Annotated in this window: 26 protein-coding genes and 1 riboswitch; of the genes, 19 read left to right on the forward strand and 7 right to left on the reverse strand. The window is 47.4% G+C overall.

From position 1 onward, the window contains the following. Window positions 1–61 precede the first annotated feature (61 nt). Window positions 62–2,863, forward strand: coding sequence for an ATP-binding protein (locus B2M23_RS10580; protein ID WP_242945792.1), 2,802 nt, complete (start codon window positions 62–64; stop codon window positions 2,861–2,863). Between the two features lie 53 nt (window positions 2,864–2,916). Here B2M23_RS10580 and B2M23_RS10585 read toward each other — a convergent pair whose 3' ends face one another. From B2M23_RS10585 to B2M23_RS10595, 3 genes are all read right to left on the reverse strand, one after another. Continuing rightward, window positions 2,917–4,047 carry an aldo/keto reductase gene (locus tag B2M23_RS10585; protein ID WP_038353524.1) on the reverse strand — a complete coding sequence of 377 codons (1,131 nt, stop codon included), beginning with the start codon at window positions 4,045–4,047 and terminating at the stop codon, window positions 2,917–2,919. A gap of 127 nt (window positions 4,048–4,174) precedes the next feature. After that, the gene (locus tag B2M23_RS10590; RefSeq protein ID WP_038353525.1) at window positions 4,175–5,521 is read right to left on the reverse strand and encodes a M20/M25/M40 family metallo-hydrolase; all 1,347 of its coding nucleotides are present in this window, start codon (window positions 5,519–5,521) and stop codon (window positions 4,175–4,177) included. 71 nt (window positions 5,522–5,592) lie between these two features. Continuing rightward, on the reverse strand, window positions 5,593–6,357 hold the full coding sequence (locus B2M23_RS10595) for a DeoR/GlpR family DNA-binding transcription regulator (protein WP_013379671.1): 765 nt from the start codon (window positions 6,355–6,357) through the stop codon (window positions 5,593–5,595). 186 nt (window positions 6,358–6,543) lie between these two features. On the opposite strand from B2M23_RS10595, the gene B2M23_RS10600 reads away from it, so the two are divergent. The 3 genes from B2M23_RS10600 to B2M23_RS10610 all read left to right on the forward strand — a co-directional run bounded on the left by B2M23_RS10600 (window position 6,544) and on the right by B2M23_RS10610 (window position 10,653). After that, on the forward strand, window positions 6,544–8,214 hold the full coding sequence (locus B2M23_RS10600) for a ribulokinase (RefSeq protein ID WP_038353526.1): 1,671 nt from the start codon (window positions 6,544–6,546) through the stop codon (window positions 8,212–8,214). Between the two features lie 182 nt (window positions 8,215–8,396). Next, window positions 8,397–9,095 carry an L-ribulose-5-phosphate 4-epimerase gene (araD, locus tag B2M23_RS10605; RefSeq protein WP_038353527.1) on the forward strand — a complete coding sequence of 233 codons (699 nt, stop codon included), beginning with the start codon at window positions 8,397–8,399 and terminating at the stop codon, window positions 9,093–9,095. A 175-nt stretch (window positions 9,096–9,270) separates the two neighbouring features. Further along, window positions 9,271–10,653, forward strand: a complete 1,383-nt coding sequence (locus B2M23_RS10610; protein WP_038353528.1) for a sn-glycerol-1-phosphate dehydrogenase — start codon at window positions 9,271–9,273, stop codon at window positions 10,651–10,653. 48 nt (window positions 10,654–10,701) lie between these two features. Here B2M23_RS10610 and B2M23_RS10615 read toward each other — a convergent pair whose 3' ends face one another. Both B2M23_RS10615 and B2M23_RS10620 read right to left on the reverse strand, forming a co-directional pair. Continuing rightward, window positions 10,702–11,742 carry a YdcF family protein gene (locus tag B2M23_RS10615; protein WP_038353529.1) on the reverse strand — a complete coding sequence of 347 codons (1,041 nt, stop codon included), beginning with the start codon at window positions 11,740–11,742 and terminating at the stop codon, window positions 10,702–10,704. Window positions 11,743–11,830: 88 nt separating this feature from the next. After that, window positions 11,831–12,505 (reverse strand): DUF3786 domain-containing protein, encoded by a 675-nt coding sequence (locus B2M23_RS10620; RefSeq protein WP_052237405.1) that lies wholly within the window; start codon window positions 12,503–12,505, stop codon window positions 11,831–11,833. A 117-nt stretch (window positions 12,506–12,622) separates the two neighbouring features. Between B2M23_RS10620 and B2M23_RS10625 the strand changes: the two genes are divergently transcribed. The 9 genes from B2M23_RS10625 (at window position 12,623) to B2M23_RS10665 (ending at window position 20,757) form a co-directional block, all read left to right on the forward strand. Further along, entirely contained in the window at window positions 12,623–14,971 is a 2,349-nt protein-coding gene (locus B2M23_RS10625; RefSeq protein WP_038353530.1) for an ATP-dependent DNA helicase, read from the forward strand. A gap of 329 nt (window positions 14,972–15,300) precedes the next feature. Continuing rightward, entirely contained in the window at window positions 15,301–15,702 is a 402-nt protein-coding gene (locus B2M23_RS10630; RefSeq protein ID WP_146209144.1) for a phage antirepressor KilAC domain-containing protein, read from the forward strand. Then, complete coding sequence (locus B2M23_RS10635) at window positions 15,686–15,982, forward strand: hypothetical protein (RefSeq protein ID WP_038353531.1); 297 nt, start codon at window positions 15,686–15,688, stop codon at window positions 15,980–15,982. Before B2M23_RS10630 ends, B2M23_RS10635 begins: the two co-directional genes overlap by 17 nt. Then, complete coding sequence (locus B2M23_RS10640) at window positions 15,969–16,205, forward strand: hypothetical protein (protein ID WP_038353532.1); 237 nt, start codon at window positions 15,969–15,971, stop codon at window positions 16,203–16,205. Before B2M23_RS10635 ends, B2M23_RS10640 begins: the two co-directional genes overlap by 14 nt. Window positions 16,206–16,376: 171 nt before the next feature. Continuing rightward, a complete protein-coding gene (locus tag B2M23_RS10645; RefSeq protein ID WP_038353533.1) occupies window positions 16,377–16,967 on the forward strand; it encodes a hypothetical protein in 591 nt (196 codons plus the stop codon). Between the two features lie 60 nt (window positions 16,968–17,027). Further along, window positions 17,028–17,546 (forward strand): O-acetyl-ADP-ribose deacetylase, encoded by a 519-nt coding sequence (locus tag B2M23_RS10650; protein ID WP_038353534.1) that lies wholly within the window; start codon window positions 17,028–17,030, stop codon window positions 17,544–17,546. Further along, the gene (locus tag B2M23_RS10655; protein WP_038353535.1) at window positions 17,530–18,771 is read left to right on the forward strand and encodes a Card1-like endonuclease domain-containing protein; all 1,242 of its coding nucleotides are present in this window, start codon (window positions 17,530–17,532) and stop codon (window positions 18,769–18,771) included. The genes B2M23_RS10650 and B2M23_RS10655 overlap by 17 nt, the downstream gene beginning before the upstream one ends. After that, window positions 18,764–19,027, forward strand: a complete 264-nt coding sequence (locus B2M23_RS10660) for a hypothetical protein (protein WP_038353536.1) — start codon at window positions 18,764–18,766, stop codon at window positions 19,025–19,027. The genes B2M23_RS10655 and B2M23_RS10660 overlap by 8 nt, the downstream gene beginning before the upstream one ends. Window positions 19,028–19,176: 149 nt before the next feature. Continuing rightward, window positions 19,177–19,270, forward strand: a riboswitch (glycine riboswitch). 44 nt (window positions 19,271–19,314) lie between these two features. Beyond that, complete coding sequence (locus B2M23_RS10665) at window positions 19,315–20,757, forward strand: alanine/glycine:cation symporter family protein (protein ID WP_038353537.1); 1,443 nt, start codon at window positions 19,315–19,317, stop codon at window positions 20,755–20,757. A 109-nt stretch (window positions 20,758–20,866) separates the two neighbouring features. Here the strand turns inward: B2M23_RS10665 and B2M23_RS10670 are convergent, their stop codons facing one another. Continuing rightward, complete coding sequence (locus tag B2M23_RS10670) at window positions 20,867–21,082, reverse strand: hypothetical protein (RefSeq protein WP_038353538.1); 216 nt, start codon at window positions 21,080–21,082, stop codon at window positions 20,867–20,869. A 219-nt stretch (window positions 21,083–21,301) separates the two neighbouring features. Between B2M23_RS10670 and B2M23_RS10675 the strand changes: the two genes are divergently transcribed. The 6 genes from B2M23_RS10675 to B2M23_RS10700 all read left to right on the forward strand — a co-directional run bounded on the left by B2M23_RS10675 (window position 21,302) and on the right by B2M23_RS10700 (window position 24,320). Next, on the forward strand, window positions 21,302–21,880 hold the full coding sequence (locus B2M23_RS10675; protein WP_052237407.1) for a DUF5714 domain-containing protein: 579 nt from the start codon (window positions 21,302–21,304) through the stop codon (window positions 21,878–21,880). A 9-nt stretch (window positions 21,881–21,889) separates the two neighbouring features. After that, complete coding sequence (locus tag B2M23_RS10680) at window positions 21,890–22,183, forward strand: lipoyl domain-containing protein (protein ID WP_038353540.1); 294 nt, start codon at window positions 21,890–21,892, stop codon at window positions 22,181–22,183. Beyond that, the gene (locus B2M23_RS10685) at window positions 22,184–22,930 is read left to right on the forward strand and encodes a tetratricopeptide repeat protein (protein WP_038353541.1); all 747 of its coding nucleotides are present in this window, start codon (window positions 22,184–22,186) and stop codon (window positions 22,928–22,930) included. A gap of 257 nt (window positions 22,931–23,187) precedes the next feature. Continuing rightward, window positions 23,188–23,388 carry a cold-shock protein gene (locus B2M23_RS10690; RefSeq protein ID WP_013379692.1) on the forward strand — a complete coding sequence of 67 codons (201 nt, stop codon included), beginning with the start codon at window positions 23,188–23,190 and terminating at the stop codon, window positions 23,386–23,388. Between the two features lie 129 nt (window positions 23,389–23,517). Further along, window positions 23,518–24,030, forward strand: a complete 513-nt coding sequence (locus B2M23_RS10695; protein WP_038353542.1) for a flavin reductase family protein — start codon at window positions 23,518–23,520, stop codon at window positions 24,028–24,030. Window positions 24,031–24,131: 101 nt separating this feature from the next. Beyond that, a complete protein-coding gene (locus B2M23_RS10700) occupies window positions 24,132–24,320 on the forward strand; it encodes a ferredoxin (RefSeq protein WP_038353543.1) in 189 nt (62 codons plus the stop codon). An 87-nt stretch (window positions 24,321–24,407) separates the two neighbouring features. On the opposite strand, the gene B2M23_RS10705 is transcribed toward B2M23_RS10700, so the two are convergent. Continuing rightward, entirely contained in the window at window positions 24,408–25,067 is a 660-nt protein-coding gene (locus tag B2M23_RS10705) for a DUF1638 domain-containing protein (RefSeq protein WP_038353544.1), read from the reverse strand. Window positions 25,068–25,107 lie beyond the last annotated feature (40 nt).

A 25,107-nucleotide genomic window follows, 5' to 3' on the forward strand; every position in this document is an offset into this window, starting at 1 on the left:
TATGTATAATAAACTTAATATTAAAATCCCTTCAAAAGATGCGGAAGGGAGCTTATAAAGGATGCGGATAGAGGAAAGGGAAAAGGATATGTTTGACCATTTTAAGGATATGAATAAAATGCAGGAGGTCCTGCATGAAGCGCAGACAGGGCTGTGGGTCATTGAGCTGGAGGAAGGAACAAAGCCCAGAATGTATGCGGACAAATCAATGTTGGACTTATTGGGATTTGATGAATCTCCCACACCGGAGATGTGTTATGAATGGTGGTACAATCGTATCGATGAGGACTATTATCCGGTGGTACAGAGCGCAGTAGAGCGAATGGCCCAGGATGACCGGGCAGAGGTACAGTATCCCTGGCAGCATCCAAAATGGGGCAGAATCTATGTGCGTTGTGGGGGTGTCAGAGACTGGAATTATAAAAAGGGTCTGTGCCTGAGAGGTTATCACCAAAACATCACGAATACAGTGATGCTTAAAAGAGAATATGATACGATTATACAGACACTCAGTAAAAGCTATACGGGAATCTTTTTGTGTAATCTTCAGGATAAAACTTATAAAGCGATAAAGCAATCTGAGGTTTTTCGAAAATTACAGATGGATTTTTCGGACTATGAAGGATTTATACAAAGCTATACAATAGCGGAAGTAGCACCGCAGTACCAGGAAGCTTTTTTGGAAACGGCAGGGATCGAAAATATATGGAACCGCATAAAAAGTGGTGAAAAACAGAGTGAGGTCTTATACCGGAATCGACAGGGAAGATGGCGGCGCACCAAAATCATGCCTTCGTCCGAGTATTCGCCTGAGTATCCGTGGGTTATTATCGCTTTTGATGAGCAAGATGTAGAGATGGAAAAGAAGATCGATGACACAACCACACAAATTGCGGTATCACAAATTTATAAACTGGTTATCTGCCTGGATTTTGAACGGCTTGAGTATCACTGCATTCACTATAATGGTGAGCTGCTTCATTTGCTGAAACACGGAAATTATGAAGATTTTTATCAACAATTAATTAAAATGATGCCGTTGGAGGACAAAAAATCCTTTGATAATGTTTTTGACAACCGATGCTATGATAAAAAAGGCTACCTTGAAGGTATCCTGAGACTTTGGAATAAAGAGAGAGAAATCCTGCACTATTATAGTTATTATGCAGTCAGAATTTTCCAGGACAATGAGGAGCGCATTATATTAATGCTGAGAAACATTGATGATAAACAGGAGGCGCAACGGAGGGAAAACATACTGTCCAATTTATGCCAATGTTATTATTCTATTTATCTGTTTGATTTGGAAAATAACACCGAGGAGGCCATCTGGCAGGAAGAAGTTATTCGGAAGCGTCGTGAGTTTCCCAAAGGAGGTCTTGACACATACTATTCAAAATTTGTCAGGGAGTATGTCTATAAGGCAGATCAGGAAAAAATGTATCGTGCAGGCAGCCCTGATTTTTTAAGATATGCACTCTCATTGGAGCAGCCGGTTTACGAGATTGACTTTCGGAGAATTTATCCAGATGGGCTTTATTGGGTACGTTCACGTTTTAGTATTGCAGAAATACGGGATGGTGAGGTGACAAAGGTCATCTTTGCCAATATGAACATCAATGAACAAAAGCTGGAGGAGATGGTACAGGAAGAGCAGAACCGCAAAGTACTTCTTGCCGCTTACGAAGCAGCAAAAACAGCCAATGAAGCCAAAAGCAGCTTTTTGGCACAAATGTCCCACGATATCCGTACACCCATGAATGCTATCATCGGGATGTCATCTATAGCGGCCAGTCAGATCGATAATCCTCAAAAGGTAAAGGATTGTCTCGAAAAAATCAACCTGTCGAGCAAACATCTGCTGGCATTGATCAATGAAATTTTAGATATGTCTAAAATCGAAAAGGGGAAAATCGCTTTGACAGAGGAACCCTTCTGCCTCACTGAAGTGATCGAAGATATTCGCGCGATGGTCCGTACGGATGCAGCGGAGAAAAATCATAAGTTAACAGTGATCATTAAGGATATTGAGCACAATGTCCTGTTCGGAGATGCTGGGCGTATCCGGCAGGTGCTTTTAAATCTGGTCAGCAATGCTGTTAAATATACCTTGAATGGCGGGGAAATCCTTTTAACAGTACAGGAAGTGTCTGGAAAAATATCGGGTTATGGAAGCTTTGTTTTTACGGTTGAGGATAACGGTATTGGAATGGATGAGGACTTTCTGGATTATATTTTTGTGCCCTTTTCACGTGCAGAGGACCCACAGGTTCAGAAGATACAGGGAACGGGCCTGGGAATGTCCATTTCACAAAAGATAGTTGCAGCCATGCAGGGGAATATTCAGGTTGAAAGTGAAAAAGGAAAAGGAAGCCGCTTTGTTGTCACCCTCAATTTGAAAATAGAGGAAGACCATCCAGATCTTATTAAGAAACCAACAGAAAGAGCAGCTGTTCAAAAACAGAAACCAATGGCTGCAGACAAAATAAAGCTGCTGCTGGTCGAAGATAATCCGCTTAATATGGAGATTGCCCAGACAATACTTGAAGAAAAAGGGTATCTGGTGGAATGTGCTGAAAATGGAGAAGAAGCACTTAAAATTTTTATGCAGTCAGAGCCTTATACTTATCAGCTTATTTTAATGGATCTGCAAATGCCGGTTATGGATGGCTATACCGCAGCGCGCGAAATCCGTGATTGTGAGCATTTTCAGGCAAAAAGCATACCAATTATTGCCCTGACAGCCAATGCGTTTGCGGAGGATATGGCAAAGGCGTTAGCCGCAGGGATGAACGACTATGTCTCTAAACCCATTGATTTTAACAAATTGACCGATGTTATTGAGAAATGTATGAACCAATAATAAAAGTAAACCGTCCAAACTTTATTTTGATAAGCCTGGACGGTTTTTGTTCATTATAAAAGCTTTTCCGCCAGCGCGGTCACTTTTTTTAAGGCCTCAGGAACATCAATGCTCTGCGGGCAATGTTCTGTACATTGGTCACAGGCAGTACACTGCGATTCCTGCTTTTCTGGGCCCAGCGCTTTATAGCCGTTGACAAAATCATTTTTGTCCTCGCCCAGCATATATTCATTATAGAGCTTGAAAAGTCCTGGAATCTCTACGCCGGAGGGGCAGTTCATACAGTACCGGCAGCCGGTGCAGGGAATGGTCTTTGTTTTAGTGAAGATATCACCGGCTTTGTTGACAAGCGCCATCTCGGATTCGGATAAGGGCTCAAATTTTTCCATGGTGCTGATATTATCAGCGACCTGATCCATGGCGGACATGCCGCTGAGCACAGTGAGCACATTTGGCAGACTGGCCGCATAGCGCAATCCCCAGGAAGCTAGGCTCTTATCGGGTTCAGCCTCTTTAAAAACAGCCGCCGCCTCATCACAGAGGACTGCCAGGGTGCCACCGCGCAGAGGCTCCATGACAATACATGGAAGACCATGTGCTTCAAGAATTTCATACTGGCGTTTGGCATTCTGGACATTCCAGTCTACATAGTTTAACTGAAGCTGGACAAAATCCCAGTCATAACGTTCAACCAGCTCCTCCAGCTTTTCCGGCGAGCCATGAAAGGAAAAGCCCAGATGGCGGATCTGTCCGTCAGCCTTGCGCTTTAGCAGATGTTCCATAATGTTACAGTCATCATAAACCTTAAAGCTTTCATCCGAAATCGCATGGCAGAGGTAAAAATCAAAATAGTCTACCTGACAGTTTTCTAACTGCTTTTCAAAGATTTCATCGACATCCTTTTCCTCTTTTACTAGAAAGCCGGGCATCTTACTGGCAAGATAAAACTGATCCCGGGGGTATTTTTTCAGAGCTTTGCCCACAAAGGGCTCAGACAGCCGCTGATGATAGTTAAAAGCTGTGTCAAAGTAGTTGACGCCGTGTTCAAAGGCATAGTCAAAAAGTGCCTGTGCGGCCGCTTCATCAATCTCCGGTCCGTCTGGGCTGATTTTTGGCAGGCGCATACAGCCAAATCCTAAAATTGAGATGGCATCTTCAGTGTTTCGATAATTACGTTTATACATTCTCTCCTCCTAATTATGTAAACCTGTTCTTATGATAACGCTGTAAAAGAGAACTCGCAAGCGGTTTTTATATAATTTTAAAAAATAAAAAAGACACAAAAGGAAAAGCCTCTGTGTCTTTTGAAATTTATTGGTAATTTTGAATAAACGTGGTGTAAAAGGTGATGGCCCGGCCCAGGTTTTCAATGGAAATACGTTCATTGATGTTGTGCATGGCATCACGTTCGCTTTTAGTGACTTGAACAGGGGTAAAACGGTAAATATTTTTTGATACAATATCATACTTACGCGCATCTGTGCCGCCCAGTGAAATGGATGGTGTCGTTTCTGCGCCAGGGAAGATAACCGAAATGCAGGCTTCCAGATGCCTGTAGGCCTGAGTATCTGTTTCTGAAAATGCAGAAGGGGGATGATTCATCAAAATTTCAAAATCCGGTTTTTTCTTGCCGCAAAGCTTAGTGATATGCCGGATCATATCCTCCACAGTATCGCCCTGGAGCATACGGCAGTTTAAAATAGCAGAGGCCTCTCCCGGAACCACATTAGCCATATCACTGCCCTGCAGAATGGTCGGAGCAATGGTACTTCTTATCATAGCGTTTGTCATGGGGACCTTTGAGAGCTCTTTATAGAGTGCAGGTTTTAAAAGCTCGATATGGTCGTAAAAACGGCGTTTTCTGCCATGGACATCCGGTGAGACTTTTTTGAGCAGCTGTTTAATCGGTTCAGTGAGGTGCGGCGTCATAGGATGGTCTTCGATACTGACCAGAAGCCTTGAAAGCTGATGAATGGCGCTGCCTGGTGAAGGCACAGCGGAATGTCCGCCCTTCTGCGAGAAAGTAACCTTTAAATTAGCCTGCCCTTTTTCGCCGACACCGACAGTCGCCATTGGGCGGTTAATCTGCGGAAAAAGATCTTCAATACACATTCCGCCTTCATCCAGTACACATTCAAATTGAATGTTCTGCGACTTAAAAAAAGAAGCGATCCGGGAGGCGCCAAGGTTTCCGCCAACCTCCTCATCAAATCCAAAGGCGAGATAAACATCGCGCTCAGGCTGCTGCTCCATGGTAATAAAGCGTTCCAATGCTTCGAAAAGAGCAATGATCTGGAATTTATCGTCTAAAGCGCCACGCCCCCAGATATAGCCGTCGGCAACAGTACCGCTGAAAGGCGGGTAGGTCCATTTCGATTCGCTGCCCGGGGCGGTCGGAACAACATCATAATGTCCCAGAAAAAGCAAAGGCTTTGCATCGCGGTTTTTACCCTTCAGGCGGTAAACCAGTCCGTAATTATTCACACGGGTATGCTCAAGATGCTCGTGGCAGATAGGGTAGGCCTCCTTCAAGAAGACAATAAAATCATCGAAAGGCTGATAGTCCGGTACGCGTCCGGGCCTGTTGGAAATTGTTTTTATCTGTATGGCCTTTGAGAGGTTCTGGATTGCTTTATTGAGCGTGAGGGTTGTATTCATGGCGTCACATCCTTTGACAAAATTAATCCTAATGCTATTATAGCATATTTGCGAATTTGCGAAAACGAAAATTATGCCAGAATGATCTCAACACCCATATCCCGGTATAGCTTTACAATGTCAGGGTCTGCGTCAGAGTCTGTGATCAGTGTGTCTCCGGATTTTAATTTTCCCACACAGACAAAATCATCTTTTCCAAGCTTATCGGAATCGGCCATAATTACGAGTTTCTTTGAGATTTCAGCCAGCACCTTGTACAGTCCGATTTCCACCAGGCTGCCGTGGTGCAGAGAGCCGTCTGTTCCAATGCTGGTTACGCCGATATAAGCTGTTTCAAACTTGAATTCCCGAATCATTCCCTCCGCAAAACTGCCAGTTGTTGCCAGGGTATTACTGCGCAGCTCTCCTCCGATGATAATAATGGATATATTTGTGCGCTTGCTGAGCTCAAGGGCTGTGTTGAGACCATCGGTCACAATAAGCAGACGTCTGGAATTGTCCAGCTGGCGCGCCAAGGTAAAGACCGTGGTGCCGGAGCTCAGAAAAATCTTCTGACCGTCTGAAATCATGGCGGCGGCTCTTCTGGCAATGCGCTCTTTATGTTCGGTATTTGTGTTTAAACGCACATAAAGAGGTTTTTCTAAAAGAATGTCTGTATTGTTTAAGACAGCACCGCCATGTGTTCTGGAAATTTTCCCTTCATTCTCTAATTTATCAAGGTCTCTGCGAATCGTCATTTTGGTAACGCCAAAAAGATTGCAGAGCTGTGAAACCTCCACACTGCCGTGTTGTTCCAATAGTTGTAGAATTTGTTCCTCTCTTTGTTCTTTTAACATTGTTTATGTCTCCTTTATGTGCTCTTTTGTGTCACTTATCTATAGAATAAACCATTTTAGGATTAATTGCAAGTAGCTTAAAGGTAAACGGTTGACTTCTACCATGAAATGTGCTATTATACAAACATAAAGTATCCAAACGAACATGTTAAAGGTTCATTTAAAACATGAGGAGGAATAACAAAGATGGCAAAGTATGTAATCGGTATCGACTTCGGTACGCTCTCCGGTAGAGCTGTTGTGGTCAATGTAAAAACAGGGGAAGAAATTGGCTCGGCATTTTATAATTATCCGCATGCGGTAATGGACAGAGAACTGCCGGATGGCACAAAGCTGCCAATGGACTATGCACTACAGCATCCGCAGGATTATCTGGATGTTTTCAAGAACGCGGTTCCGGAAGTTTTATCGCGCACACAGGTAGACCCGGCAGATGTTATCGGCGTAGGGGTCGACTTTACAGCATGTACAGTCTTGCCGGTAAAAGCGGACGGCACACCAATGTGCTTCTTAGACAAATATAAGAACGACCCAATGGCATATGTTATGATGTGGAAACATCACGGCGCTCAGAGCTATGCCAATAAACTGACTGAAATTGCAGAACAGCGGGGAGAAGATTTTATGGCCCGCTATGGCGGCAAGGCGTCGTCTGAATCCATGACGCCGCGTTTGTGGCAGATCTGTGTTGAAGACCATGAATTATATGAAGACATGGACTATTACATTGAAGCTGGCGACTGGGTAATCTGGCAGCTGACCGGAAAACAGACCAGAAATTCCTGTGCCGCAGGCTACAAGGCTTTATATCATAAAGTAGACGGCTATCCATCAAAAGATTTCTATAAAGCGCTTGACCCACAGTTTGAAAATGTGGTTGAAGAGAAATTAAACTGCCCAATCTCACCCATCGGTAGCAGAGCAGGCGAAATTGATACAAAAGGCGCTGCGCTGACAGGCCTTAAGGTTGGTACAGCTGTTGCCATTGCCAATGTCGATGCCCATGCAGGTGTGCCGGGTGCGATGAAACAGGCTGGCCCAGACCAGATGCTCATGATCATGGGGACATCCACCTGCCACATGCTGATCTCTAAAGAAGAAAAAATTGTACCTGGCGTCTTTGGCGTCGTTGAAGACGGTATTTTGCCAGGCTATTTTGGATACGAAGGCGGACAGAGCTGTGTAGGGGATCATTTTGCATGGTTTGTTGATAACTGCGTTCCTGAAGAATACGCTAAAGAAGCGAGAGCACGCGGCTTAAACCTGCATCAGATTTTAACCGAAAAAGCTGAAAAAATGGCTGTCGGTGAAAGTGGGCTCATCGCGCTTGACTGGTGGAACGGCAACCGCTCCGTCCTCCTCGACAACGACCTGACAGGTATGATGCTCGGTATGACACTTCAGACAAAGCCAGAGGAAATGTACCGCGCATTAATCGAAGCAACCGCTTATGGTACCAGAGAAATCATTGAAAACTTTGAAAAATGCGGTGTAACGGTCAATAATCTGTACGCAACTGGCGGCATTGCTATGAAGAATGCCATGATGATGCAGATCTACGCCGACGTTACCAGAAGAACGATCCGCATCGCGGGCTCCGAATATGGCCCGGCCCTTGGCGCTGCGGTTATGGCTTCTGTAGCAGCGGGCGCTGCCGAGGGCGGCTATGATTCTGTATTTGAAGCCGCTCAGGTTCTGGCCAATGAAAAAGATATTCTTTATACACCAAATGAAGAAAACGCAAAAGTATATGATAAGCTGTTTGCGGAATATGCCATCTTGCACGATTACTTCGGCCGCGGCGAAAACGACGTAATGAAACGTCTGAAGGTCATCAAGGCAGAAGCAGCTAAATAGTTATTAAAAGTCATTCCTCAAACTGGGGAATGACTTTTTTTGCTTGAAAAATCTTTGTTTTTTGGAGAATTTTAGCAATTTACAATTGACGAAATGTTATAAATGTGCTATTATAAAAACATAAAGTAACAAAAAGAACATTCTAGGATCGACAGAAAATTTTAATAATTTAGGGAGGAACCATGTTAGAAGAACTGAAACAGCAAGTTTATGAAGCCAATATGCTGCTGCCGGAGTATAAGCTCATTACCTTTACCTGGGGTAATGTATCCGGTATTGACCGGGAAAAAGGTCTGATCGCCATTAAACCCTCCGGTGTGGAATACGACAAGCTTAAACCGGAAGATATGGTCATTGTCGCGTTAGAAGATGGTAAGGTGGTAGAAGGAGACTTGAATCCCTCCTCCGATACCGACACGCACCTTGAGCTTTACCGTAAATTTTCAAATATCGGCGGTGTGGTACACACCCACTCACAGTGGGCGACCATCTGGGCCCAGGCAGGAAAAGATATTAATGCTTACGGAACCACCCATGCTGATTACTTCAACGGCCCGATTCCCTGTACACGTGTTATGACCGATGCAGAAATTGAGGGTGACTACGAGCTCAATACTGGCAAGGTTATTGTTGAAACCTTCAATGATATGGACATCAATCCCGATTATATGCCAGCAGTCCTGGTTAAAAGCCACGGCCCGTTTACCTGGGGGAAAGACCCGCATGAGGCTGTCCACAATGCTGTTGTTTTAGACCAGCTGGCCATGATGGCCTTCTATACCGAGCAGCTGGCTGGCGGCGCATACCCGATGCAGGATGTGCTTTTAAATAAACATTTCTACCGAAAGCACGGCGAAAATGCCTATTACGGCCAGAACTAGAGAACCCAAAACGATGATTTGGTGTGAATCAGTTCCGCAAAATTCATTGATTTGCTTCGATTGAAAATCGGATAAAAAACAAATCGTTGGAATTTTGTGTTCCTTTAAAAATAAGCTTAAAAAACAAATTAAATATCTGAATCTAACCTAATTATAAAATCAAAAGGAGAAAAATATGAGTTTTAAAGAATTATCCATTAACGAATTGATTAACCACGAGTTTGATTGCAGCTGCGGCAAAAAACATATCGCCAGTATCGAAAATATCGCCATCGGCAAAAACGCTTTAGATAAACTGCCAGGCATTATGGAAACCCAGAAATTAAAAGACGGCAGCATCCTGAGCGAGAGCGATAAGGTTTTTATCGTGGCCGATGTAAATACCTGGGAAGTAGCTGGTGAACGCGTTGAAAGTATGGTAGTGGGAGCAGGCTATCCTGTTGAAAAATATATCTTCCCGCATAAGAGCATGCACGCAGAAGATAAATATGCCGAAGAAATGAAGGAACATTTACCGGCTGATACCAAGCTGATCATTGCCATTGGCTCAGGCTCCTTAAACGACTTAACCCGTTATGTCGCATTTGGCGCTGGACTGCCGTATTATATTGTAGCGACGGCACCATCTATGGATGGATACGCCTCAAACGTTTCTCCTTTAGTACACAACAATCTCAAAATCACCTATTCTGCAGAATGTGCAAATGCCATCATCGGCGATACCGATATTCTTGCCACTGCACCGGACGTCATGATCGCGGCTGGTTTAGGCGATGTTTTAGGTAAATATTTAGCCATCAACGACTGGAAAATGTCTGAGCTGATCAACGGCGAATATTACTGCCCAGAGGTCGGAGAGCTGGTGCTCTACTCTGTTAAAAAATGTGTGGATACGGTGCCGGGTCTCGTGAACAGAGAATCCGACGCGCTTCAGTACCTGATGGAATCCCTGGTGCTCATCGGGATTGCCATGAGCTATATCGGTTTCTCCAGACCTGCGTCTGCCTCCGAGCATCATATCTCCCACTTCCTGGAAATGAAGTCTATCTTCAAGGGCGAATACGGCCAGCTGCACGGCACCTGTGTTGGCATGGCAACCTGCATCGTCAGCGATATGTACGCAAAATTCCTGACCATGCCTTTCGACTATGATAAAGCACGCGCGCACGCAGAAACCTTTGACTATGACACCTGGGAAAAGGAAATCAAGCGTTCCTTTGGCCTGGGCGCAGATGAAGTCATTAAACTTTATAAACAGGTACATCAGAATGATCCTGAAGTGGTTGAAAAACGCATTGATAGCATTCAGAATAATGAAGCGAAGCTGGTGAGCCTGATGGAAGACGTGGTGGCAGATACCCAGAAAGCGCCGGAGCTGTTAAAAGCCCTCCACGGCCTTACCAGTCCGGCAGAGTTCAATGTAACAAAGGAAGAATTCAAGGATATTTTAATGTATGCCAAAGAGCTGCGTAACCGCTATGCTGCACTTCAGTTCTTCTATGACATGGGCGTTCTTGAAGAATTAGCGGATGATATTATTGACAAATATATGAAATAAAGCTTCAATATAAAAAAGGACAGACGATCGCGTCTGTCCTTTTTCAGTTTACAGAAGACCCATGTTTAAAAAGACAAGCTGGGGAACCATGGTACAGAGAACCAGCGCGGCAAAGACGATGGCGTAGGTCTGCCGGTTCATTGAAAGCACTCCGATGAACTCTCTGAGAAAGGCATTTGGGAAATAGTAAAACGCCGTTTTTGCGGGAATGCCAGTAAAGTCAAGCCCAGCGTCACGGGCATAAAGACTGGAACGGAGAACATGAAAGCTGCTGGTTATAAATACGCCCCGGGCATTCGGCTTAAGCCTGTCAATGATCGCCTTGGAAAACAGCATGTTTTCCCGGGTGTCTCGGGAATGATCCTCCACTAAAATGTCCGATTCATTATAGCCCTTGGACAAAAGGTAATCTTTCATTACAGAGGCCTCCGAAACCGATTCGTCCGTTCCTTTACCGCCAGAGACAACAAATTTCGCCTTCTTTCCAGTCATTTCTATCTGTTTTTCATAAAAAGCAATGGCCCGGTCCAGGCGCTTGGCCAGAAGCGGTGTAACCTTGCCGTCAATTACCCGGCAGCCCAGGATCAGAATAAAATCCTCGTCGTAGGAAGGCTTGTTGAAATAGTAAAGGGCAGAGGCATTGGCAAAACTGATAAACAGAAAGCCGAAAAACAAAACGACAATCGCCAGCATGGAGTAGATCAGTGGGATGACAGGATTGACATTCATAAAAAAGGGAAGTGTGTAGAACAGTAACAGCGCGGCAAGCATAATGAGTCCTAGAAATAAGGGTAAAAGATTGCTGACACGTGTTCCCTCGCGCGATACCATCCGCTGTCCGTTGATCATCAATGCAATGCTTGAAAAAAGCAGCAGCACGGGCCCCATTAAAAACACCAGGGCAACAATTCCCAGTATCACCCAGATAACCGGGCTGAGAGGGGACATCAACGCATAACCGCAAAGCCCCAGCAGAAACAGGGCAAGGAGGACTGTTATCAAAATGCCGCCGGCAATGGGGCGCCTCTGCTTATAATACAGACGGTAAAACAGGATAAGGATAATAATGGCAGGTATAAAAAAAATCATGGCATTCTCCTGATTGAAATTTATTTTTATAGTATAAATATACCCGCCCTTATGAAAATAAAGCAGACATTTTGACGACCGGTAAAAATTACTGGTCGTTATCAGCTGTTTTTTTGAGCTTCAGCCGATACTGCTCCTGAACCAGATCCGCCACCAGGCTGCAAAGGGCCACACTGTCCTCGATGTGCATCTGCTCACTGATGGTGGCGTCAAAAAGAAGCTGGAAAGCACCCGGGAAGTCCTCATCACCTGCCCAGAACTGGATGCGGGCAGGAATACGCGGCGCAAAGAACCCCTGTGCACAGAGATCCGCCTTATCCGGGATGATCGAAAAGCCGATTTCCGGCAGAGCGACCTTCAGTATTTCCGGATCACAGCGGTCATAGAAAACGCCCATGGGTTCAATGACATTCTTCCGGATGTTCGGGTAAAAAACAGCGCCCCTGGGCTGATCCTTATAAGAAATCCATCTGCCCGAAAGGGGGAGCTCCACAGCGCGGGAAAAATAATTGAGCGCGATGAGCCGCCAGCTGATCTCAGGCTTTTCGGCCGTGCCTGCAAAAAACACATCACCATTCAGATAGGGAATCGTCAGGGGTTGGCCAAAACAGACAAGGCTGAAGCACCCTGTTTTTTCGTCATAAGCGCAGCCGGTGTTTTTTTTGATAACCAAAGGGTCAAGGGCGCGCAGCTTACGCCGGCTTTCATCAAAGGCACCGCGGTAGGCACCCTCCTCGGAGTTGCTTTTCATATAATCGTACATGGTATGATACCTCGCTTTGTAAGTTATGCCCATTATAGCACGCCGGAGCAGCAGAGGCAATTTCACATTGTGGTGGGTTTGTGCTACAATAGCTTTACTGAGAAGGGAGGGATGAGCATGGCCTATGAGGTGGTTGAGCTCTCGGTACGGGAGCTGGTAGAATTTATTATGCGCTCAGGCAGTATTGACAGCCGCTTTGGAGGCTTTGACCGGGCCGCGGAGGGGGCGCGTATCCATCGAAAGCTGCAAAAAGAAGCCGGAGAGCATTATCAGGCAGAGGTCACTCTGGCCGAAACCACAGACATTAAGGGCTTTACCTTTAAAATACAGGGCCGGGCAGACGGGATTTTTGAGGAGGATGGCATTACTGTCATCGACGAGATCAAAACCATCACCAGAAGCCTGGAGGATATGGATGAAGACAGCCGTCCGGTACACTGGGCCCAGGCTAAATGCTACGGCTATATCTACGGCAGCCAGCAGGGGCTTGACTTCATTGATATCCAGCTCACCTACTATCAGGTGGATACAAAAGAGATCCGGCGGTTCCGTAAAAGCTTTTCTGTCGTCGAGCTGGAGGATTTCTATCTTGCCCTGTTAGACGCTTATATCCGCTGGGCAGAGATGCAGCGCCAGTGGGTTGAAAAGCGGGATCAATCCATCCATGCTTTAGATTTTCCTTATAAAACTTACCGCAGAGGCCAGCGGGAGATGGCCGTGGCAGTTTTTAACACCATCAAAAAGAGCGGTAAGCTTTTCTGCCAGGCACCCACTGGCATCGGAAAAACCCTGTCTACGCTGTTTCCCTCTGTCAAGGCCCTGGGCGGCGGTATGGCAGAAAAGATCTTTTACCTGACAGCCAAGACCATCACCCGACAGGCTGCTGTGGACGCCTTCACACTCATGAAGGAAAAGGGCCTGGCGCTCCGGACGGTCACACTGACGGCCAAGGATAAAATCTGCTTTCTGGAGGAACGCAGCTGTAACCCAGACGACTGCCCCTATGCTGACGGCTATTTCGACCGTGTGGGCGATGTGCTCTACGAGGTGCTCCAGAAGGAAACCGTCTTTTCAAGAGAGAATATCGAGGTCATCGCGCTTGAAAATAATCTGTGCCCTTTTGAGTTTTCGCTGGACCTTACGCTCTGGTGTGACGCTATTATCTGCGATTACAACTATCTCTTTGACCCGCTGGTGGCCCTGAAGCGCTTTTTTATGGACGAGAAGGGGGACTATGTCTTTCTGGTGGATGAGGCCCACAATCTGGTAGACAGGGCAAGGGAAATGTACTCGGCTGCTCTTAGGAAATCTGATTTTCTGAACCTTAAAAGGCAGCTGACCAAAACGGACAAACGCCTGAAGGAGCCCCTGAACAAGGTGAACCAGGCCATGATCGACCTGCGCAAAAGCTGCCCGGACAGCCGGTCCCGCATCAGCAGGGAGGAGCTTGGAGATTTTAACGAGCTTCTGGGCTTTTTCTGCTTTGCCTGTGAGGACTGGCAGAAAAAACACCCGGACCATCCGGCGGCCGACGCGGTGTTAGAGCTCTATTTTCAAGCCCGGACCTATTTAAAGATCGCCGAGTTTTATGATGAGCACTATATCACCACCATCCACACCTACGGCAGCGAGGTGATCGTGAAACAGGTGTGTCTGGACCCGGCGCTGCTGCTGAGGGCAAGGCTGGCCTGCGGCAAGGCATCCGTCCTCTTCTCAGCCACCCTCACCCCTCTGGAATATTTTATCGCAGTGCTGGGCGGCGAGGAGGAAACCCCGCGCTACGAGCTGCCCTCTCCCTTTGACCCGTCAAAGCTTGGTATTCTGCTGGCAGATACCATCAGCACCCGCTATGTGGACAGAGAAGAGAGCTATACCCCCATCGCCGAAATGATCGCTGCCTTTGCGGCAGGGAAAAAGGGCAATTACATGGCTTACTTTCCATCCTATGCCTACCTGAATGCAGTCTATGAAGTTTTTGGAGAGCGTTTTCCAGACATCCGGTCCATGGCCCAGGAGCGGGATATGGACGAGGCCGCAAGAGAAGCTTTTCTGGCAGCTTTCGACGCCGAAAATCCCGAAACCCTCATCGGATTCTGCGTGATGGGCGGTATCTATTCCGAGGGGATTGACCTCAAGGGAGACCGTCTCATCGGAACCGTTATCGTGGGCGTGGGCCTGCCGCAAATTGGCGATGAGCGCAATATCATCCGGAATTATTATGACGATAAGCAGGGCAGCGGCTTTGCCTATGCCTATCAGTTTCCCGGCATGAATAAAGTTCTCCAGGCCGTTGGACGCGTCATCAGGGATGAGGCTGACCGGGGAATGGTGCTCTTTATCGACAGCCGGTTTTCAAACAGCGGCTACCGCAGGCTCTTCCCGCCGCATTTATCCCATTATATAAAGGTGAGAAATGCAGAGGACGTCCGGCAGGAGACCCGGGAGTTTTGGAATGAAAATGAGTAAAGTGTAAAAAATAAACGCGTATCCCGTGATAAAATCAGGGGAATACGCGTGTTTTTATGGTTGAAATAGTGGCGGGATTGTTCGTGGACTTTTAGTAGTCTGCGAGTAGATCGCTGTACACCGGGAGAAATAAAAGTCTGAGAAAATTCTGGCCATATCATTGACCAAAGCAGCAGGACAACCGAGGCGAAGCGATTCCGCAGCTGGGTGACAGGTGTGGTGGTGCCCTCTATTTTAAAATATGGAGCCTATATGGCGCCGGACACCTTAAAGGGGATAAGGAGGACCCTGAGGTCAGAGACCGCCTGATTCAGGCATTGGCGGAGGAAATGGACAAAAGCCGGCTGCTGCAGGAGGAGCTGCTTGTTTTGAAGGAAACCCTTGGCCGGGCAAGGCCAAAGCTTTTGTTCGCGGACAGTATCATGGCCTCAAAGGGATCCATCTCCATGGGGGATATGGCCAAGCTGCTCAAGCAGAATGGGAACGCCATGGGGCGCACCCGGCTATTTGAGACGCTGCGGGGCTCTGGGGTGTTCAGATGTCAGAAGGGCAGATGGAATAAACCGCTGCAGTGGGCTATGGAGGCCGGCTACTTTGAGATCGAGGAGTGGTGCTCTGGTCCCTCTTATGAAATGCCTGAACGGTGGCTGTGGTCTGCCACCCGGGTAACACCTAAAGGCCAAGCCTTTCTGATGGATAAGCTGGGTAAAGACAATGAACTATCTGACTGAGGTGCTGGCCTTTTACAAATGGCTGGAGAGCGCCCGGCTGTCCCCGCTGCTACAGGCCTACTGGCACCTGCTGATGTATTACAACAACAAGGCCGCTGTGCTGGGAAAGGATAATGTCTGGTACTGGCCTGTGCGCTTTAATGTGCCTAACACCACGCTGATGGCGGCCCTGGGGCTTAAAAACCGCCAGGCGCTCTGGACAAAGAGGCAGAGGCTCATTTTACGAGGATGCCGGGCAGGACGCCTGCTGCGCCTTTCTGGAAAGTGTGCGGGATTTTGACCCTGAAGCCGATGTGGAGGCGGCCAGCCTGACCATGGAACAGAAGGAGACATCGGCGCAGGTCTTTAAGAGGATGACGCCCTGCCAGAAGGAGTTTTTTTCCTGGCTGTATGAGGAGAAGGGAAGCTTTAAACAACTGAAGGCCCAAAAAGGTGTGAGCCCGGCGGCAGTGACAAAAGCATACAAACGGGCTCTGGCCGCTATGCGCAGGAAAGCGGCCTGATTCGGCGGTTTAGCTCTGGGGTATAAAACTTTACCCGCGTTGATTTTTTTTAGCCGATGGGGTATAATGAAAAATGATAGAGGGCAGGGCTGAGGTTTTATTCAGGTCTGCCTTTTTTCATAAAATGATGGGGAAGTAAGAAGAAATTTCCGTTTCGGAAAGGAATCAAAAATGACCGTTCAATTTACAGATCAGTATATTTTCAAAAATGAAGCGTATGATATCACAGCCTTGGAAAATCCGCTGGTGTTTGATCCTTCGGATTACGGCGCCTTTTCAATTTCCTTCTGCCCGGCCTGCGCCAAAGGCTTTTACGGGCAGTACGGCCTGCGTGAGGGCCGCCTGTGCCTGAGAAACCTGTACATGACCACCTTGGGCCATTACCCGGAAATCAGGGGCGTGGCTCCAGAGGCAAACCGCCAGGACTTTTTTCTGAGCCTGTTTAAGGTTTATCGGGGCGTCAATATTCCGGCGGCCTACAGCGGCGGTATGTTTATTGGGCGGGAACTGGTGGAGGATTTTTATGAATCCACAGGTGTTCAGAAGCATTATGCCTACAAGGATGTGTATTTACTCAAATTTAAGGATGGACGCTTGAAAAGCGCCCGGGATTATTCTGATAAAATGCAGAAGATCCGGGATGATATCATCTGTGATACCAATTATTTCTATTATGATGAGGCCTCCTTTTCCTTTGTGCGCAATCCGTCGTACGATTCGCCCTATGAGGTTAACTGGGAGGATCTGATCAAACAGGAATAGGATGGGCAGGGCTGCATGTCTGGATAATTTTATGCGAAATGGAAGCAGAGGAGGAAAAGGATGGGAAACATTGAACTTTTACTGGGCGATATTACAAAGGATCACGGTGTGGAGGCTATTGTCAACGCGGCCAACAGCTCGCTGCTGGGCGGCGGTGGCGTGGATGGCGCCATCCACCGTGCGGCGGGGCCGGAGCTTCTGGCAGAGTGCCGAACACTGAAGGGGTGCCCCACCGGCGGGGCGAAAACAACGGCCGCTTACCGGCTGCCCTGTCAATATGTTATCCATACGGTCGGGCCGGTGTGGCACGGCGGCGGGCAGCATGAGGCAGCGCTATTAAGGGATTGTTATGAGAACGCCATGATGCGGACTCAGGAAGCCGGCGCACGTTCGGTGGCCTTTCCATCGGTTTCAACCGGGGTATACCGCTATCCGGTGGACCAGGCGGCCGCCATTGCACTGAAGACCGTCCAGGATTTTTGGGATGCCCATGCGGACAGCTTTGACCGCGTCCTGTTTGTTCTGTTTGACGAGCGGACGCTGGCGGCTTACAAAAAAGCCTATGAAGACCTTAATTGAGCTTTATGATCCGGCTCATCCGGTCAAAAATATTCTGACAGCGCTGATCTTTAAGCCGGAAGTCCTGATATTTATCGGCCTGAAGGGCAGTCTTACCGACCGGGTCCAGAGCCTTGTTGAGCGTCTGCTTAGGCAAAAGGGCATTGAGGCAGAGCTGCGTTTTATGGAGACGGATTTAAAGGACGGCAACCGGGTGGTGCGAATGCTTGAGCAGATTACCTGGGAACATGCGGACTGTGTTTTTGAAATTTCCGGAGGCCCGGATCTGCTCCTGGCCCTGGTAGGGCATTTCTGTGCGCTGCGCGGTGTTCCGCAGCTGTATAAGGATGTGGACAGCCAGGAGCTGGTCTGGATTACCAGTGAAGGAGAGCGGCGTGAGCCGCTGGTGCTGCCTAAGCTTGGTATCAGTGATTTGCTGCTGGCCTATGGCGCGCGTCTGGAACGCACCGACCATTATTATCCGGATCTTAGCGACGCGGCTCAGGAGGCCTGTATTGGCCGGATATGCCAGGTTTTTCTGCGGTTTCTGGAGGAGTGGCCCCATGTCAGCGTCTGGTTCCAGTATGTGTGCCGCAACGCGGCTGAGGAGGACCGGGGCTATGATTGCCTGGAGGTCAGCGAGAAGCGAGATGGCAGGGTCAATATGCTGCTGCGGCAGTTTAAAAATCTGGATGTGTTTTACGCTTTGCAGAAGGCGGGCGCGATCCACGATCTGGCCATTGACAGCCGGCGTATCCGCTTTCGGTTTGAAAATACGGACATCCGGCGGCTTCTCACAAACCAGGGGGTCTGGCTGGAGCTCTGCACTTATCTGAGCGCCGCCCAAACCGGCGGTTTCGATGATCTGGTCATGAGTGCTGTCATCGGATGGGACTATGAAAACAAGGCTAATTATCCGCAGAATGAAATCGATGTGGTCTTGTTGAAGGGGATCCGGGCGCTGTTTATTTCCTGTAAAACCAGCATCACCAAGCGTTCGCCCTATGATTTATATGAGATTAAGACACTGTGTGAGCGCTTTGGCGGAGACATGGCACAGGCTGTTCTTATTACTGCGGACAATTGTCTGAATACAAATCACAGCCTTTATATCCGGGCAAGGGAGATGGGCATCGTGATTTTGGATATCAATACCATTAAAAAGGGAAATCTCGGCAGGGAGCTGCTGAAAATTGCAGCAGGGCGTTACCATTTCCCAGAACAGGAGAAAACTAAAAATGGATGAGCAGAAAAAGCCGTTTCTGGTTGTTGGGGTTAAGGGACAGCAATATGTGTACGAGACGGAGGAAAATCTGGAATACAGCGAATACAGGAAGATAAAGGATATTGCAGAGAGCACCACCCACTACGCGGCCAACGCACGGTGCGTCAACCCGGATGTGCTGGCGTATCAGTTTACCACAAGGGTAAAGGAGGAGCTGGGGGTGGTTCTTATACCCGTTCCTGTCTGGCCTCAGATTGCCGTGAAATTCAAAAAATAGAGAACAGCAGATTTTGGTGCCTCCTGTGTGCCGGGTCTGCTGTTTTTACTTTTGCGCATATTTATTTTTGTCTTTGTTGAAAAGACTATTGTCTTTTGTTTTAAGATGTGGTACACTTTTATACGTTGCCTTAAGAAAGGCTTAAGATGCAACAAAACTCTGGAGAGTCTCTTTAAAAGAGCGCCGAAGGTGTACCCCCTGTTTTCAGGGCTATCTCTCAGGCAAAAGGACAGAGCAGTTATTTTGCTTTTGTTCAACTCCAACGACATTAAGAAGGAGGAACAAAAATGTTTCAACAATTCACTGATTTTCTAGTATGGGTGGATGATAAGGTTTGGGGGATTCCGCTCATTGTCTTGATTTTGGCAGTCGGTATTTACCTGACCTGCCGTCTGCATATTTTACAGATTCGTCACTTACCAAAAGCGCTTAAGTTTATGGTTAAAAATGAAGAAGGCGGGACCGGCGAGGTCACCAGCTTTGGCGCTTTGTGCACAGCTTTATCGGCCACCATCGGAACAGGCAACATCGTCGGTGTGGCAACGGCGCTTGTTGCTGGCGGCCCCGGCGCGTTGTTCTGGATGTGGATCGCGGCTTTCTTTGGGATGGCCACCAAATATGCCGAGGGCGTTTTAGCCATTAAGTACCGCGTCATCGAGGAGGACGGCCATGTGCTGGGCGGCCCCTTCTATTACATTGAACGCGGCATGGGGGTAAAATGGCGCTGGCTGGGAAAAATTTTCGCTTTCTTTGGAGCGGGAGTCGGCCTTTTAGGCATCGGGACCTTTACGCAGGTCAATGGGATTGCCTCTGCGGTCAATGGTTTTTTTGATCCTGGCAATGCTTGGACGGTCAGCCTTTTTGGTTCGGATTACTCCTGGACCGTTGTGATCAGCGGTTTGATTTTAACGCTTTGTGTGGGGCTGGTGGTTATTGGCGGTATCAAACGTATTGCGCGGGTTTCTGAAATTATTGTACCTTTTATGGCGATTGCCTATTTTCTGTGCTGTCTTTTGATTCTGATCATGAACTTTCAAGCGATTCCGGCCGCACTGCTCGAAATTATTCAGAGTGCCTTTGGCATGCGCGCGGTAACCGGCGGGGCTATCGGGGCCATTATTGTGGCCATGCAGAAGGGGATTGCCCGAGGTATATTCTCGAACGAAGCGGGTTTGGGGAGCGCCCCCATTGCGGCGGCTGCCGCTCAGACCAAAGAGCCTGCCCGTCAGGGGTTGGTCTCCATGACAGGAACCTTTATTGATACAATTATTATCTGTACCATGACAGGACTCAGCATTGTCATCACCGGTGCCTGGGACATCGGCCTTGAGGGAGTGGCGGTTACGACCCATGCTTTTCAAACAGGCCTGCCCTTTGCTCCGCAGGTTAGCTCCTTTCTGTTGATGGCCTGTCTGGTGTTCTTTGCCTTTACCACGATTCTGGGGTGGAATTATTACGGCGAACGCTGCCTGGAATATCTGGCCAATGGAAGAAGCGCAGCGGTGACAACCTATCGCTGGCTATATATTCTGGCTGTTTTTATCGGCCCGTTTATGACGGTTTCAGCGGTGTGGACCATTGCGGATATCTTTAACGCTTTGATGGCGCTGCCGAATCTGATCGCCATCATTGCCCTCAGCGGTGTGGTGGTCGCGGAAACCAGAGCGTATTTTAACAGGGCAGAGGCGTTAAACCCCATGGGGCTTAACACAGACCCGGAAGAAGCATAGAAAGGACTTCAACCCCTCTTTTGATATTCTTTGCAGTCTGGCAAGAGGCTGTAGGGAAAAATGGATATAAAAAACTCCTGAAGCTTTGCACTTCAGGAGTTTTTTATGTTTATTTTTTCACTTTTGCGCCAAATTGAACTTCGTCTGCGTGTTCCTGTTCTTCGCTGGAAAGTGGCTTATCTTCCTTTTCATTTACCTTAGCACCGAAGAATACCTCGTCATCGCGTTCCTGTTCTTTGGTTTTTTCACCGGTTCTTGCCGGATCATCCTTTACATCCGCACCAAACATAATTTCATCGTTACGTTCTTTTTCATTACTCATCATTAGCATCTCCTTTGCTTGTAATGTTTTTTCTATGTATACTCTATACCCTTATTGAGGTATAATCAACACAATATCCAAAATTTTATTTTATTTTATGAAATTTTACTGGTATATCCAGGTCGTTTTTAAGACTTTATTAAAAGTCTCCTTGACGCACTCTGAGAGACTTATTATAATAGAAACAACATTGGATTTAGTCTAATAATGAGGAGTGAAGAAATGGAAACATGTTTTGATGGCTATGCCTATATTACGGAGGAATGTCTCGGCGTTTTTAGGATGGACAAGCCCATTGTGCCGGCCGAGCTGGCCGTCCAGATTATGAAACATCCGGAATTTCCCATGCATTATCCTTATCACCACTATCTGGTGCCAGCAGTGATGCTGACAGCAGTGTACCGGCTTCGGAGTGAAGCGGAGGAGGCTTTAAGGGCCGCCCTGGAAGAAGCGAAGAGCCGGGCGCTCAATGTTCTCAAGGGCTTTTGCGGACTGTACGGCGACTGTGGCGCAGCTGTGGGGCTGGGGATTTTTATGAGCATTTTGACAGGTACCACACCGCATTCGGAGGAAACCTGGGCCATGACCAACCGGATTACAGCCGGCAGCCTGATGAAGATTGCGGAAATAGATGGTCCACGCTGCTGCAAGCGCAATTGCTTTCTGGCGTTACAGTATGCGGTGCCCTTTTTAAAGGAAGCATTAGACATAAGGCTCGAGGCCCCAGAAGAAATGGAGTGCACCTTCAGTGCCATGAATGAGGACTGCAAAGGGGACGCCTGTCCCTTTTTCAGGGCGTGAGGTATGGAGATGAAGATTCCGATATTAATCGACCATCGGGCAGCGCCTGTCGTTAAGGATGAGAATGCCTGTGAATGTAAGAAAGAACCAGTACTCATGACGTATAAAAAAGCTGTGATCTACTGGCAGAAAGAAATCGGCGCGCCCGTGGCTCAGGGTGAGCTGGTGGCAGAGAGCGAGATTGAAAAGCAGAGCATTGCTGTGACTGCGCCGGCCGGCGGCATTCTCAGTGAGATCTGTGTGGCGGAAGGACAAAAAGCCGGGGTGGGCACACCTCTGGGTTATATTGAAAGTGAGGTATAAATGGAGCAGGAAACCGAACTGCTGATGGGACTGGCCGAGGCTGGTGATGCGGAGGCCATGGAGCAGGCAGCAGATTACTATTTTTATAAAACCAATAAGCAAAAGCTGAGTAAAGAGACCTTTGACCGTATCTGGTCATGGTATCACACACTGGCAGAGCAGGGAAACGGGCATGCCATGGCAGTAATCGGCGCTATGTACTATGAGGGTGTTAATATAAAACAGGACTATACCAAAGCACGGCAATGGTATGAAAGAGCTGCCGCCGCCGGTGATGTCTGGGGGATTAACAACCTGGGCTACTGTTACTATTACGGGCGTGAGGTGGAGGTGGATGACCAGAAGGCCTGGACTTATTTCGGGCGCGCCGCGGCCCTTGGTAACCACTGCGGTATGTATAAAATCGGCGATATGTACTATCACGGCAGATATGTGGGCCAGGATTTTAAAAAAGCTGTGTACTGGTACCGGAAGGCCATCAGCTTAATCGACGAGGATTGTCCTGAATATCCAAATATCGCGGCTCGCCTTGGGCACTGTGCCTTAAAAGGCGAAGGTATGGAAAAGGATGTTTTGTGCGCCCTGAAATGGCTTCAGGCGGCAGAGTACGGCTGTTACCAGTTTCTGCTCAGGGGGGATGCTTTCGCGCATCTTTCCTTTCCGGGTGTTAAGGAGGATCTGGCAGAGGCACGCGCTCTGCTTGAGACCGCCATCGCCGGAACGCGTTCGGTGGTGCAGTATACCTGATATGGAAAGCCGCTGTCTGGTACTTTTCAGACAGCAGCTTTTATTTAAAAAGTCTTAAAAGAAAAAGTTTTTCTTTGGGGGATTGACAGAATGCGTAAAAGAGGATATAATAAGTCTTGTATTCAAGGAAGTATCAATTGATTTCACATATTTTTGCAAGTCATTTTGGTTTTACTTTTCGAAATGATTTACAAAAATATGTGTTTTTTTATTTATATGTTCCTGGAATGAAGTTTTAATTTAGGAGGTACCGTAAAATGAATAAAGGTACAGTAAAATGGTTTAACAGCGAAAAAGGTTTTGGATTTATCTCTAGAGAAGAAGGCGATGATGTATTCGTACATTTCTCCGCTATTACAGGCGATGGCTTCAAAACTTTAAATGAAGGTCAGGAAGTTACCTTTGATACAGAAGAAGGTCCAAGAGGCTTACAGGCTAAAAACGTTAGTGTTGCTTAATTTAAATTAAGCCGAAAACAGCCAGAACGGCATTTGCTGATCTGGCTGTTTTTATTTTTTGATACGGGTATACTTTTTAAACCAGAAGGTTTATAATGATTAATAATTTTAACAAAGGAGTGATACACCATGTCTGATTATAAAGAAATAACAACTGAAGATTTATCTCTGAACCCGTTTAAGCGCATCGCGAAGGATTGGATGCTGATCACCGCTGAAAAAGATGGAAAAGCCAATACAATGACCGCGGGATGGGGCGGCCTGGGAGTAATGTGGGGAAAGGATGTCGCTTTTATTGTCATCCGTGAAAGCCGTTTTACAAAAGAATTTGTGGATGGCTCAGAGCATTTTTCCCTGACCTTTTTCGATGAAGACTATAAAAAGGAACTGGGCTATCTGGGTTCTGTCTCCGGGCGGGATGAAGATAAAATTGCTAAAAGCGGTCTGACGCTGGTGCCGGATGATGCCCCGTATTTTAAAGAGGGGAATCTCGCTCTGGTCTGCAAAAAGCTTTACGCCATGGACATGGGGCCAGAGGGATTTACCAATGGGCCGGAGCTCGATGAAAAATGGTATGCCGATAAAGACTACCACACCCTGTATGTGGGAGAAATCGAAAAGGCTTATATTAAACAGCATTGATTTTCAGCGGTCATGAAATTTTCTGAAGAGCCAGTTTGACGGCGCCTTAAAAGGGTAATTATTAATTGTCAGTTGAATTGATTCAGAAAGGATTGAATATCATGAATGTAAGTATTGATGAAAGCGGCTGCATTGGCTGCGAATTATGTACACAGGTTTGTCCAGAGGTTTTTGAAATGGGCGATTCCGGCGTAGCCGAAGTCATTATGGAAGAAGTTCCGGAAAATCTGGAAGACAATGTTCGGGAAGCCGCTGATGGCTGCCCAGTAGAAGTGATCACAGTAGAATAAGCAGGAAACGACCGGTAGATTTTACCGGTCGTTTCCTGAGGGTTCGCAGGCCTCCGGTCCGGTATCCGCTGCCGACACCGGAGGTTTTTATAGATTCAGTGCCTTGAAATCCTCCAGGGTGGTCTGCTGCCCGGGCGGGATAATGCAGAAATTTTGTGTCCAGTGTCCTGTCAGCAGCTGTTCCAGAATGGTCAGGCTGCCTTCACCCTCGATGAGCTCAAGCTCTGTAAGGGATGAAAACGCGTCAAGCTCCTCCTGTACCTCAGACATATCGTAGGAGCCTGTTCGGATCATCATCATGTAGGTGTAGTTTTTGAAGAGCACCCGCATGATTTTTTTTGACTGCTCTTTTCCGTAGCGTTTAAGCTGGTAGTTCAGGTCTTTTGTCACAGGACACTCTCCCCGAAGCCAGCCTTTTGTGAGGAAATAGGTGTTGCTTCGTATTTCATCCAGGGCTGAGTTATCGTTCAGGAGCATGTCAATACAGTCGCCAAAACGGGGAATCACCATGGCAGCACCAGGGCACTCAATGCCTACAAGGCCGTTTCCGCAGTTTCCGTAACCCAGTAAAACCTGGTCGAAATCTGTTATAGAGCCTAAAACTTCCTGCAGGGCCTCTCGCAGGCGGTCCGGTGCGGCATGAAGTGAGTTTCCCATCCAGTGAACCGGTATTTCCAGCTGATGTGAATCCATTACTTTTTGAATTTCATCCTTCAGGGTTTCGCACGCAATTAATAATTGCCCCATTGGTGTAATGCCTCCTATCCGCATGTAAACATTTAACAGT

The organism is Eubacterium limosum, assembly GCF_000807675.2.
In the GTDB taxonomy this organism is placed as follows: Bacteria; Bacillota; Clostridia; order Eubacteriales; family Eubacteriaceae; genus Eubacterium; species Eubacterium limosum.